This window comes from Chloroflexota bacterium (assembly GCA_014360805.1).
In the GTDB taxonomy this organism is placed as follows: domain Bacteria; phylum Chloroflexota; class Anaerolineae; order DTLA01; family DTLA01; genus DTLA01.
The window spans coordinates 28,690-41,657 of the sequence record JACIWU010000003.1 but is presented as its reverse complement, the minus strand read 5'-3'; the positions used below and the strand labels follow the sequence as shown (position 1 = coordinate 41,657).

Below are 12,968 nucleotides of genomic sequence, written 5' to 3'. Positions count from 1 at the left end.
TTGGATGGCAGGTATGCCGAAAATCGTTGTAGCCGAGGACGAGCGCGATATCCTGGAACTCCTTCGGTTCATCCTGGAACTCAACGGGTTTGAGGTCGTAACCGCGAACAACGGAGAAGAGGCCGTGCAACAGACGCTGGCGGTGATGCCCGACCTGGTGCTGATGGACGTGCGGATGCCGCGCATGACGGGGCACCAGGCGTGCCAGGCGCTGAAGGCGAACCCGAAGACGAAGGGCATTCCAGTGGTGTTTCTTTCCGCGCGCGGGCAGGAGGCCGACATCAAGCAGGGGCTTTCGTTGGGGGCGGCGGACTATATCCTGAAGCCGTTCTCGCCGGAAGAGTTGCCCGGTCGGCTGCGGAATGTGCTGGCGGCCGCCAAAGGGAAATGAGGCGCGGGCGGCCAGGGAGCGGCGATGAGCGTCATCCTCATTGAGGAGCGAATCATCCACTACGAAACGCTGGGGCGAGGCAAGCCGCTGATCTTCCTTCACGGCTGGCTCGGTTCGTGGCGCTACTGGATGCATGCCATGGAGGCGCTCTCCGAGAATTACCGCACGCACGCCTTTGACCTGTGGGGGTACGGGGATTCGGACAAGCAGGGCGGCCGCCACGACATGGATTCCTACCTGCGCCTGCTGGAAGCCTTCATGGATCAGATGGGTATCCTCAAGGCTCCGCTGGTGGCCCACAGCCTGGGGGGCATCCTGGCCGTGCACTTCGCGGCCAAACACCCGGACCGCGCGCCGCGCCTGGCGCTGGTGAGCACGCCCCTCACCGATGCGGGCCTCAACACCGGCGCCATCCTCGGCAAGTCGGCCATCGGCAAGTTCCAGCAGAAGCGGCAGATCCCCCACAATATCGTGTGGCAGGACATCGCCCGCATCGCGCCCAACGCGGTTGAGGAGAGTCTGGCCAACCTGAAGGGCTTTGACATCCGTCCCTTGCTGCGCCAGTTGCCGATGCCGACGCTCCTCGTGTACGGGCGCAAGGACGGGCTGGTGGATCCGGCCCAGGCCACCGCCATAGCGGCCAACAACCCACGGGTGCGGGTGCTCACCATGACCGAGTCCAAGCACTTCCCGATGCTGGATGAGGTCGGCCGTTTCAACCGCCTGCTGGCCGACTTCCTGGAAATCGGCGAGGACCTGACCCAACTGGACCTAAAGACAGAATGGCGTCGGCGCACACACTGAAGTAAAGCAGGACGAGGACGGTATGCGGGTTCTGATCACGGGCGGCGCCGGGTTCATCGGCGCGGCGTTGGCGAATCGGCTGGTGGCCGAAGGGCACCACGTGCGCGTGCTGGACGACTTGAGCGCGGGTGACCCGTCGCGGCTGGACCGCCGCGTGGTGTTCACCCGTGGCGACGTGCGCGATGTGCCCAAACTCTGGACGCTGCTCCAGGGCATCTCCTGCGTGTACCACCTGGCGGCCCGCGTGTCTGTGCCCGAGTCTGTCCTCTATCCCCGCGAGTACAACGACGTGAACGTGGGTGGCACGGTTTCGCTGATGCAAGCGGCGCGCGATGCGGGCGTGGGGCGGGTGGTGTTCGCCTCGTCGGGGGCGGTGTACGGCGATCAGGAGACGCAGCCGGTGTCGGAGACCGCATGGCCCCATCCGCGCTCGCCCTACGCCGTGAGCAAATTGGCGTCGGAACTGTACGTGAACACCCTGGGCGAACTGTACGCTATAGAGACGGTGAGCCTGCGGATTTTCAACGCCTACGGCGCGGGCCAGTTTGTCCCCGCAGCCCACGCGCCTGTGATCCCCTTCTTCCTCAAGCAGGCGCTGTCGGGCGGCTCTGTCATCGTGTTCGGCACCGGCCAGCAGACCCGCGATTTCGTGTACATAGACGACGTGGTGGACGCGCTGGTAACCGCCTCGGAGGCGACGGGGGTCAACCGCCAGGTCATCAACGTCGGTTCGGGGCAGGAGACCAGTGTGCGCGCTCTGGTAGACCTCATCGCTGCTGCCATCGGGCGCGAGGTGCATTCGCTGCACAGCCAGGCCGACACGGGCGGCGTCTCGCGGCTGGTGGCCGATTTGACGCGGGCGCGGGCGCTGTTGGGCTACTCGCCGAAGGTGGATGTGGCAACCGGCCTGCGGCTCATGCTCCAGCACGACCCCTATCTCCGCGACTTGATGCGCCGCGAATAGGCGCTCGTTGTCCCGCCAGGAGCACCGCGAACCAGCCCAGCGTGCGGGCGTTTGTTCATGTCCATTCGTGTGATTCGTGGATAGGTAACGGCCATGCGGCTTGTGTGGATGGCGGTGGCCTGGGTGGTCGGCATTTGGCTGGCCCAACAGGCCCGGGTTCCCAGTGCAGTTTGGCTTGGCGGCTTTGGCGCGGCGGTGGTGGCGGCGGTTCTGGCCAGGAGGACTCGCGCCGGCCTGCCGCTGCTGGCTGCTGCCTTTCTCCTGCTCGGGGCCTGGCGCTACACCGTGGGCCTGCCCCGCATAGACGCGGCCCATGTGGCCCACTACAACGAGGGCGGCTCCGTGAGCCTGGTCGGCGTCGTGCACGGGGAGCCGGAGCCCAAGGGCGCTCGCTGGCGCGTCCGCATCTCCGCGCGTGAGATCACCCACGCCTATGGCCGTGCGCCGGTTCACGGCTTCGTGCTGGCCACGCTGCCCGCGTTCCCGGTCGTGCGCGACGGCGACACGGTGCGGCTGGACGGCGAATTGACCACGCCGCCCGTGTGGGAGGAATTCTCGTACCGCGACTACCTGGCCCGCGAAAACGTGTTCTCGCTGATGTACATGCCCTCGGTGGAGGTGCTGGGCCATGCACAGGGCTGGAGCCTGCGGCGGATGCTCGGGGCGCTTCGGGCGCGGTGCGAGTCCGTACTGGCGGCGCTGCTGCCCAACCCCGAGGCGGCGCTGCTGACGGGCATTCTCCTGGGGCGCGAGGGCGGCATCTCGGCCGATGTGATGGACGCCTTCCGCACAACGGCCACGGCACATATCATCGCCATCTCGGGGTTCAACATCACCGTCATCGCGGGCGCGCTGCTGCGGATGCTCACGCGCACGGTCGGGCGGCGGTGGGCGGTGGCCGCGACGATCCCCCTCGTCGTCCTGTACACCCTCCTTGTGGGCGCGGACCCGCCAGTGGTGCGCGCCGCCATCATGGGGTGCATCGCGTTGGTGGCGCTTCTGCTGGGGCGGCGCAGCGATGCCCTCAACGCCCTGGCGGCCTCGGCGCTGCTGATGACCGCCATCCGTCCGCAGGCGCTGTGGGATGTGGGGTTCCAGTTGAGTTTCGCCGCTACGCTTGGGATGATCCTGTATGCGGAGCCGCTCCATCGGCGGGTGGGGGCGTTCCTGTCGGCGCATATCCCCGGGGCGCTGGGGAAGGCGGCGGTGGGCTGGCTGGGGGATGGCCTGGCCGCCACGCTGGCCGCGCAGGTGCTGACCCTGCCCCTGACGGTGGCCTACTTCCACAACCTGTCGCCCATCAGCCTGGTGGCCAATCTGCTCATCGTGCCGGCGCAGCCGCAGGTCATGGTTTGGGGCGGCGTGGGGTTGCTGCTGGCGCTGGTCTGGCTGCCGCTGGGGATGCCGGCGGGGTGGACGGCGTGGCTATTCCTGGCGTACACCATCCGCATGGCCGAGGCCCTGGCGGCGGTGCCTGGGGCGAACCTGCAAGTGGCGCGGGTGCCGTGGCCGGTCGTGGCGGGGTACTACGTGGTCGTAGGAGGGCTGACCTTCGGCTCGCAGCGGGTGCGGCGCTGGCTGAGCCCGGCCGCGCGCCGTTGGGCGAAGGCGGTGCGGCGCGGACGATGGCAGGGCGCGCTTGCGGTTGTGGCAGCGTTGGTGTGGGCGGCGGGGTTGCAGATGCCCGACGGGCGGCTCCATGCGCACTTCATCAACGTGGGCGAGGGTGATGCGGTGCTGATACGCACGCCGAAGGGGAGCGCCGTGCTCATTGACGGGGGAAGCGACCCGGCCCGCCTGTTGAGCGAGGTGGGGCGGCGGCTCCCGTTCTGGCAGCGCAGCCTGGCGCTGGTCTTTCTCACCCACCCGCATGCCGATCACGCCGGGGGACTTATCGGCGTTCTGGAGCGGTACAACGTGGGCGGGTTTGTGGAAGCGCGGCCGGGCAAGACGCCTGAGTACAAGGCATGCGTGGCGGCGGCCCAAGCCCGAGGCATCCCTCGCATCCCGGCCTCGCCTGGGCAGAGGTTCGTGGTGGACGGCGACGTGGTGCTGGAGGTGCTGTACCCGTGGCCCACAACCCCCTGCCGCTCCGTCAATGACTGCTCCATGGTCATTCGGCTTACCATGGGGCGCGCCACCTTCCTGTTCCCCGGCGACCTGGAGGAAGAAGGGCAGTTGCTCCTGATGAACCAGCAGGATGTTCCGCGCTCGCTGGTGCTGAAGGTTCCGCACCACGGGGGCGAGAAGGCTCTGCAGGAGTCGTTCCTGGCCGCTGTCGCGCCGCGGGTGGCCGTCATCCAGGGAGGCCCTCGCGCCGCCGCCGACCCTCACCCCACGACCTTGCAGCGGCTGGAGGCCACCGGTGCGACCGTGTGGCAGACTCGCCGCAAGGGTTCGCTGGAAATCGTTACGGACGGAGAGAAGTACTGGGTGCGGTAGTGGGTTCGGCCCCGCAACCGTCGCCGGGCGGCGTAAAGCCCCCTGGGGGCTTCGCAGATCTCCGCTTCGGCCGCGACCGCGTCTCGGTTCCAAAGTCCGTTGGTCGCGCCATGGGCATGGGTGCGACGCACTTTCGGCAGTGCGTTGCAGTTTGCTCGCCAACACAAGACGGAGCAATCGCAGCCGCCAATGACTTGACAAAGACGCCAAAATCGGGTATGATACGATTGTGACAAAACGTTCATCATGGCGCTTTGTCGGCACACTCATGCCATGCCACGTGGGGGAGGGTTTGACAATTATGGGAGATGGAGATTTACGCCGCCTTCGGGTGGCTGTTTTGCTCTCCGCGCTCCTGCTTGGTTTGCTGACAGGTTGCACACAATTCCAGATAGAGACTCGGCAACTGGATGTCTTCACCGGAACGTCGCATGACGTTTCGGCCAGGCCGCCGGAACACGACATCGCGGTTCTGGCCATTGACTTTGACCCGCCTTTGGATGCCATCCGCTCGCTGGAGGATCTGAAGACGGTCAATCTGCTGGTTGCCGTGGAGAATACGGGCCTGACCGCGGAGCGCAACGTCGTCGTGCGCGCCGAACTCCGCCTGGACAACCGCGAGCCTTCGCCCATCCTTACCCGTGTCGCCACGGTTGAGCAACTGGCGCCGGGGGAGGTCAAGGTGGTCCGCCTGCAGGGTCTGTCCGAAATCCCCATTCGTCCCGAGTACTGGCTCAAGGTGCGGGCGGCCCCGGTCCTGGGTGAGACGGACATTACCGACAATCAGCGCATCTACAGGCTGCAACTGGCGAACCTGGTCCGCTAGGCATCGTTCTTGCACAGACGAGATGTGTTTCAGAAAGGCACCGAAAGGTGCTTTTCTGCGTTATATATGGCAGAAAGATCACAACGCGGTGCAATCCGATGGAGAAGAGGAAGACCCGGACATCTTCCATAGGGCTTCTGCTGGCGGGCCTGGCGCTGGGGCTGCTTCTGTCGCTCCAGTGGCGCTCGGCTCCGACTACGCGCCTGACAGACACGAGTTACGCGCGCGACCGCACGGCGTCCACCATCGCGCGGCTGGAGGCGGAACAGGACGCGCTGAAGGCGGAAGTGTCTCAACTGCGCCAGCAACTGGACGAGCGACAGCAGCAGCGCGGCCAATCGGCTGACCTGTTGGCGGGGCTGGCCGAAGAACTGGCGCGCCAGAAGGTGTTGGCTGGCCTCGTCGCGCTGCACGGCCCGGGTGTTGAGGTCGTCCTGAACGACAGCAATCGGCAAGTTGTTCCGTCGGCGGTGAACCCCGAACTGTACCTCGTGCACGACTACGACCTGCGCGACGTGGTCAACCTGTTGTGGGCGGCGGGGAGCGAGGCCATCTCCGTGAACGGCGAGCGCATTGTCGCCAGCACGTCCATCTACTGCGTGGGGGCGACCATCATGGTCAACGATACGCGCCTGTCGCCGCCCTACGTGATCCGAGCCATCGGCCCATCGGAGCAGCAGGAGTCGCTGCTCAAGAATCCCAGGTTCCTCGCCGACCTGCGCAATCGCGTCGCGGCCTACGGCCTGGCTTTCACCGTCGCGCAGGCCGCCGATATTCAGGTGCCCGCCTATCGCGGCGGCTTCGGAGCGCTGTATGCAAGTGTCTCAGTATCTCCGTAGAATCTCGCACGACAACTGGCTCGTGCACATCCCGCTGGCGATTTTGTTCGTCCTGGTGGGGATGCTCATCTTCGCCCAGTTCCGCAGCGAGAGCGCCCTGCGCTCGGCGCGGGTTGCCGCCTCGGGGACCGATCGCGCCGTTCTCATCAGCGGCCTCGTGGACGCCAACCTGAAACTGCGCGAGGAAGTGGATTCGTTGCGCGCCAAACTGGCCGAATTGGAGCAGCAGGGTGGTTCCCTTGTCGTCATGGTGGAGGAACTGAACCGCCTGAAACTCATCACCGGCCTCAGCGAAGTCTCGGGGCCGGGCATCACCCTCACGCTGAACAGCCCCGTAAGCGCCACGGAGTTGCAGGATATGGTCAACGAACTGAAGAACTCCGGCGCGAAGGCGATTGCCCTCAACGGCCAGCGGCTGGTCGTCTCCTCTGCCATCGTGGGTACCGAGGCGGGCATCTCGGTGGACGGGACAGTGCTCTCCCGCCCGTTCGTCTTCCAGGTGCTCGGCGACCCCGACACCCTGAGGGTGGCGTTGACGCGCAAAGGCGGGATGCTGGCGTCGCTACAAGCCGCACACCCGGGATTCCAAGCCGAGATTGCCGATGCGCAAACCCTGGCGATCCCCATGTATGCCCGGAGAATTGAGTTCCGTTACGCACAGCCCGTAACTGCGCAATAGCGCCCTGATGCCTCGGATGGCTGTGCGGCGGGAACCTGACGCGCCCGCCGTGCGTCTGTAGATTGAAGTGCGCGCACGCTTCGGCGTGCTTTCGTTTGCTCAGGAGGCCTCTATGAAATCTTGGCGCAGCGTAACGTTTGTGGTCGTGATTGTCCTTCTGGCGCTTGTGGCCGTCTCGTGCGGCCCCAAGCAACCCCCCGCGATCCCGCGAATCGTGCGGCAGACTCCGCTCCCCTCCGAGGAACTGCCGGTGGGAGCGCCGCTCGTCGTGGAGTTCAACCAGCCCATGGATCCGAAGTCCCTGGAGGGACAGGTGCGCATTGACCCTGCGATTCCGGGGCAGTGGGTCCTGGAGGATCGCAGGCTGGTCTTCCGGCCGGCAGCGCCGCTGGAGCCGGCCACCACCTACCGCGTCGTGCTCGGCAAGGGGGTCAAGTCCAGCGCGGGCCTGTCCCTGGCCGATGAAGTCGTCCTGCGATTCCAGACGGTGGGCAGCCTTCGCGTCTCCCAGACGCAGCCCGCGGATGGAGCCGCCGAGGTAGAGCGGGACATCGCCATCACCGTCATCTTCAACAGGCCGGTCGTGCCGCTCACGGATCTCAAGCGCGCCCAGGACCTGCCCCAGCCACTGCGCCTGGAGCCGCCCGTCGCCGGCACAGGCGAGTGGCTCAACACGTCCATCTACATCTTCCGCCCCGCCGAGGGCCTGGCGGGATCCACAACCTATCGGGCCACCGTCGCCGCGGGCCTGCAGGATACCACGGGCAGCGTGCTGGCCGAGGACTACTCGTGGACGTTCACCACGGAGTCGCCCAAGATCACCGGCGTCCAGCCGCAGGGGATGAAGGTCGCGCCCACGGCCCAGGTCATCGTCTCATTCAACCAGCCCATGGACGCGGCCTCCGTGGAAGCGGGGTTCGCCCTGCGCGAGATCCAGACGGGCAGCAAGGTGGCGGGCACGTTCTCGTGGCAGGGGAGCACGCTGTACTTCAAGCCGAGCGCGCCCCTGCGCATGGGCATGGGGTATGTGGCGTCGGTGGCGGCGGGCGTGCGGTCGGCTTCCGGCGGGACGCTAGCAACGACAGAGAAGTGGCCGTTCGGCGTCGTGCCGAAGCCTCGCGTGGTTCGGACAAGCCCTGGAGCCAACGAGACCGCCGTCTCGCCCTACGCTTGGGTGCAGATTTGGTTCGCCGGCCCCATGCTCCTGGAGACCATCACCCCCACCCTGCGCGTGGAGCCGGAAGGCACCGCATGGCAGGCGTACTGGAATGAGTACGAGGACTCGCTGCAACTCTCCGTTCGGCTCCAGCCGGACACGGATTACCGAATCACCATTCCGGCTTCGGCGGCGGACCCATACGGGAACACCCTGGGCCGGGATTACGTCCTGGCGTTCCACACGCGCGACTTGGACCCCAGCCTGTACGTGGTCGGCAGGTGGGGCGACGCCACCGTTTTCAACGCCTACAATCCGGTGCAGATTCCCATCGCCTACCGCAATATCGCCCGCGTCAATCTGCGCTTGTACGCCCTGTCGCTGGACGAGTTCGTGCGCCTCAACGGCGACGACTGGGAATACCGCGACAAGTTTGCGCCGCGGAACGAGAGCCTGCTGCGCGCGTGGGAAGTGGCGGTGAACGCGCCTCGGAACAAGACGCAGACCCTGGACGTGCCCCTCACCGCCGACGCCACCCGCCCGCTGCCGCCCGGCGTGTACTACCTCATGCTCTCCTCGCCCGACATCCCCGAGAAGGTCTCTCGCCCGCAGGGGATGGCGCTGGTGGTAACCCGCACGAACCTGGTGCTGAAGCACGGGCCTAAGGACGTGCTGGTGTGGGCCACCGACCTCGTGAGCGGCCAGCCGATAGATTCCCTGCCGCTGAAGGTGTACGACGGCAGCGGCAAGATGCTCATGGACGGTCTGACGAATGCCGAGGGCGTGTGGCGCGGACAGTTTGCCCAGCCTCGCGACTTGTGGGAAGCCCTCACGGTTGTGGCCGGCTCCGGCGAGTCCCTGGCCGTAACCGGCAGCCCCTGGTCGGCGGGGATTGACCCCTGGGAGTTTTCCATCCCCAGCGAGTCGTGGCTCACGCCCCTTGTCGGCTACTTCTACACGGACAGGCCCATCTACCGCCCCGGGCAGACGGTTTACTTCAAGGGCATCGTCCGCGCCGATGACGACGCGCGCTACTCGCTGCCCGACATCGGCCCGCTTCGCGTTACGGTTTCTGACCCGCAGGGCCAGCAGTTCTACAGCCAGACGCTCCAGATGAGCGACCTGGGGACGGTGTACGGCAGCCTGACGTTGGCCGAGAACGCGCCCACGGGCATCTACTGGATTTACGCGACGCCCGCGAGCGAGGCCGCCACCACCCACGGGTACAAGCAGGCCCCGCTGCAGTTCAGCACGTCCTTCCAGGTGGCCGAATACCGCAAGCCGGAATACGAAATCACGGTTGCGACCAATCAGCCCGAATACGTCCAGGGCGACCGCGTAGAGGTCAGCGTGCTGGCCAAGTACTACTTCGGCGCTCCGGTGGCCAACGCGAAAGTCCGATGGAACATCGTGGCGCAACCCTACTTCTTCGCGTGGCAGGGCCAGGGCTGGTACGACTTCCACGATTGGGACTACTGGACGCGCGAGGACACCGGCGCGCAGGTGGTGGCCAGCGGCGAAGGGACGACCGACGCCGAAGGCCGCTTCTCCTTCGCGGTTCCCGCCGACCTGGCCAAGTTCACGGCCAGCCAGACCTTCTCCATTGAGGCCAATGTTACGGACGTGAACGGCCAGGAGGTGAGCGGACGGACGGCGGCTCCCGTGCACAAGGGCGAGTTCTACATTGGCCTGTCGCCGAAAGCCTACGTGGGCACGGCAGGCAAGCCCACGGATGTCTCCATCATCACGGTGAACAGCAAGAGCGAGCCTGTTCCCAACGTGCCGCTGACCGTCATTTTCTCCCTGCGCGACTGGTACAGCGTTCAGGAGAAGTGGCCCGATGGCGGGTTCTACTGGACGACGCGCTTCACCGACACGCCGGTATTCACACAGACGATCACGACAGACGACAAGGGCGCGGCGGTGGCGTCCTTTGTCCCGCCGGAGGGCGGCAGTTACCGAGTGCTGGCGCTGGGGCGCGACGCACGCGGCAACGAAGTCCGCAGCGCCACGTACCTGTGGGTGTCGGGCGTGGGCGATGAGTACGTGTCGTGGCGCATGGAGAACAACAACCGCATGGAACTCATCGCCGACAAGAAGAGTTACGCACCTGGGGAAACGGCGCACATCCTCGTCCCCAGCCCCTTCCAGGGGCCGGTGATGGCGCTCCTCACCGTGGAGCGGGCCGGAATCCTCTCGTATCGCGTGCTGACGCTGCAGACCAACAGCGACCAGGTGGATATTCCCATCACCGAAGATCTGATTCCCAACGCCTACGTATCGGTGGTGCTTGTGAAGGGCAAGGGTGCGGCCGAACCGTTCGCGTCGTTCCGGGTGGGCTACGTGGCGCTGCAGGTGTCCGCCGCCGAGAAGCATCTCACGATTCGGGTTACCCCCGACCGTGCGGGAGCCTATGGCCCGCGCGACACGGCGCAGTTCACCGTGGAGACGCTGGACGCCAACGGACAGGGCGTGCCCGCCGAGGTGTCGCTGGCGCTGGTGGACGCTTCGGTGCTGGCGCTGGCGCAGCGGCCCGGCCCGGACATCCTGGACTTCTTCTATCGCAAGCGCGGGCTTGGCATCCGGACGGCCGCCAGTCTGACCCTTGCCGTGGCCGAGCGCGAGGCCGAGCCTGCGCCCGAAGGCAAGGGCGGGGGCGGTGCTGAGGGAGCCATGACAGCCCGCACCTACTTCCCCGACACCGCCTTCTGGGAGCCTGCGCTGCGCACCGACGCCGCAGGCAGGGCCACGGTTGCGGTCAACTTGCCCGACTCGCTGACCACGTGGCGCATGGTGGCCGACGGCGCGACGGCCAACACGCAGGTTGGTTCGTCCACATCGGACATCGTGGTTACCAAGCCCCTGCTGGTGCGCGTGGTGGCGCCGCGCTTCTTCGTCATCGGCGACAAGCCGGAATTGGCCGCCATCGTCCACAACAACACCGACCAGGCGCTGCGCGTGCAGGTGCAGGTGGCCGTCCGCGGCGAGCGTTCGGACTTCGGCCGCACCGAGAGCGTGGACATCCCGGCCAGGGGTCTCCAGAAACTCACGTGGAACGGCACCATCGGGGCCGACGAGCAGGTTACGGTGTCCGTGCGCGCCGCGGGGGGCGGGCTGGAGGACGCCATCGCCCTCACGCTACCGGTCTATCACTTCACGACGCCGGAAGTCGTGGCCACCGCGGGCGAAGTCCGCGCGGGCGAGCAGCAGGTGGAGATCGTGCAGTTGCCGGATGTGTACGAGCCTTCGCAGGGCGACTTCACCGTGCGGCTGGATCCGTCCCTCGTGGCCGGCATGAAGGATGCCCTGGGTTACCTGGAGCACTTCCCCTACGAGTGCGCCGAGCAGACGGTGAGCCGATTCCTGCCCAACGTGGCGGCGTGGCAAGCCTACAAGCGGCTTGGCGTGCGCAATGAGGAGTTGGAGGCCAAACTGCCCGACCTGGTGGCGGTGGGCTTGCAGAAACTGTACGCCTCGCAGAACGTGGACGGGGGTTGGGGGTGGTGGTACACCGAGCAAAGCCACCCCTACATCACGGCCTACGTGCTGCTGGGGCTGAATGAGGCCAGACGCGCCGGATTTGGCGTGGACTCGTCGGTCATGGAGCGGGCCGTGCGATTCCTGAAGTCCTCGCTGGACGTGGCGGGCGTCCAGGATGCAACAGCGGCCAACGAACAGGCCTTCATCCTGTACGTCCTGAGCGAGTTCGGCGCGGGCGACACCGCCCGATCCGTGGCCCTGTTTGAGAAGCGGCATCTTCTCGGACACTACGGCAAGGCGTTCCTGGCGCAGGCCCTGCAGGCCGCCGGCGATGCTCACGCAGGCCAGGTGCGCGCGCTGCTGGCCGAACTCAACGGACAGGCGGTCTTGAGCGCCACGGGTGCTCACTGGGAGGAGGCCCAGACCGACCGCTTCTTGATGAACACCGACGTGCGCAGCACGGCCATCGTGTTGCGGGCGCTGGTGCGCCTTACGCCCGACAACGCGCTGCTGCCCAATGCGGTTCGCTGGCTCATGGCCGCGCGCCAGGACGGGCGCTGGGGCACCACGCAGGAGAACGCATGGGCGCTCATGGCCCTGACCGATTACGCCGCCCAGACCGGCGAGTTGGAGGGCGAGTACCGGTATCAGGTCGGCCTCAACGGGAAGCGCGTGCTGGCGGGCGATGTGCGGCCCGACACCGTGGATGCCCCGCGCGTGGTCAGCATCCCGCTCAAGGATTTGCTGAAGGATGTGGGCAACCGCGTGATCGTGGAGCGGTCGCCGTTGACGGGCGGGCAGGCCGAGAAAGGCGCGCTGTACTATTCCGCCGCGCTGAAGTACTACCTGCCGGTGGAGCAGGTAGGCCCGCTGAATCGCGGGGTCATCGTCCTGCGCCAGTACACGCTGGCGGATGACCCGACCCGGGAAGTCGCCACGGCCAGGGTCGGCGACATCATCCGCGTGAAACTCACGGTCATCGCGCCGAGTTCGCTGCACTACCTGGTGGTGGAAGATCCGATTCCAGGCGGCACGGAGGCGGTGGATACCAGCCTGCGGACGACCAGCCAACTGCTGGAGCAGCCGCAGTTCCGCCGGACGGGCGAGGAGGACGTGTGGGGCTGGTGGGTCTTCTCGCACACCGAGATTCGCGACGAGAAGGTCGCGCTGTTCGCCACGTCGGTGCCCGCGGGCACGTATGAGTACACGTACCTGCTGCGGGCCAGCGTGCCGGGCGAGTTCCTGGTCATGCCGGCGGTGGCCTACGAGATGTACTTCCCCGAGACGTTCGGGCGGAGCGGAGGCGCGAAGTTCACCGTAACCCCGTGATGGACGGCAGGGGCGGCTCACTGGTCGCCCCTATCTCGCTCTCCGCGCGGACGGCAAG

8 protein-coding genes are annotated in these 12,968 nt (G+C 66.5%); all 8 read left to right on the top strand.

The window, feature by feature from the left end; all coding sequences use genetic code 11:
• The first annotated feature begins 13 nt into the window (after positions 1-13).
• The 8 genes from H5T65_01040 to H5T65_01005 all read left to right on the top strand — a co-directional run bounded on the left by H5T65_01040 (position 14) and on the right by H5T65_01005 (position 12,910).
• Positions 14-391: a response regulator gene (locus tag H5T65_01040; GenBank protein MBC7257812.1), complete on the top strand. Its 378-nt coding sequence runs from the start codon at positions 14-16 to the stop codon at positions 389-391.
• A 24-nt stretch (positions 392-415) separates the two neighbouring features.
• On the top strand, positions 416-1,195 hold the full coding sequence (locus H5T65_01035) for an alpha/beta fold hydrolase (GenBank protein MBC7257811.1): 780 nt from the start codon (positions 416-418) through the stop codon (positions 1,193-1,195).
• Between the two features lie 22 nt (positions 1,196-1,217).
• Positions 1,218-2,159 (top strand): NAD-dependent epimerase/dehydratase family protein, encoded by a 942-nt coding sequence (locus H5T65_01030; protein ID MBC7257810.1) that lies wholly within the window; start codon positions 1,218-1,220, stop codon positions 2,157-2,159.
• Between the two features lie 93 nt (positions 2,160-2,252).
• Positions 2,253-4,601 carry a ComEC/Rec2 family competence protein gene (locus H5T65_01025; GenBank protein MBC7257809.1) on the top strand — a complete coding sequence of 783 codons (2,349 nt, stop codon included), beginning with the start codon at positions 2,253-2,255 and terminating at the stop codon, positions 4,599-4,601.
• A gap of 331 nt (positions 4,602-4,932) precedes the next feature.
• Complete coding sequence (locus H5T65_01020) at positions 4,933-5,427, top strand: hypothetical protein (GenBank protein ID MBC7257808.1); 495 nt, start codon at positions 4,933-4,935, stop codon at positions 5,425-5,427.
• A gap of 98 nt (positions 5,428-5,525) precedes the next feature.
• On the top strand, positions 5,526-6,266 hold the full coding sequence (locus H5T65_01015) for a DUF881 domain-containing protein (protein ID MBC7257807.1): 741 nt from the start codon (positions 5,526-5,528) through the stop codon (positions 6,264-6,266).
• Complete coding sequence (locus H5T65_01010) at positions 6,241-6,945, top strand: DUF881 domain-containing protein (GenBank protein MBC7257806.1); 705 nt, start codon at positions 6,241-6,243, stop codon at positions 6,943-6,945. The genes H5T65_01015 and H5T65_01010 overlap by 26 nt, the downstream gene beginning before the upstream one ends.
• Positions 6,946-7,057: 112 nt before the next feature.
• On the top strand, positions 7,058-12,910 hold the full coding sequence (locus H5T65_01005; protein ID MBC7257805.1) for an Ig-like domain-containing protein: 5,853 nt from the start codon (positions 7,058-7,060) through the stop codon (positions 12,908-12,910).
• The last annotated feature ends 58 nt before the right edge of the window (positions 12,911-12,968 follow it).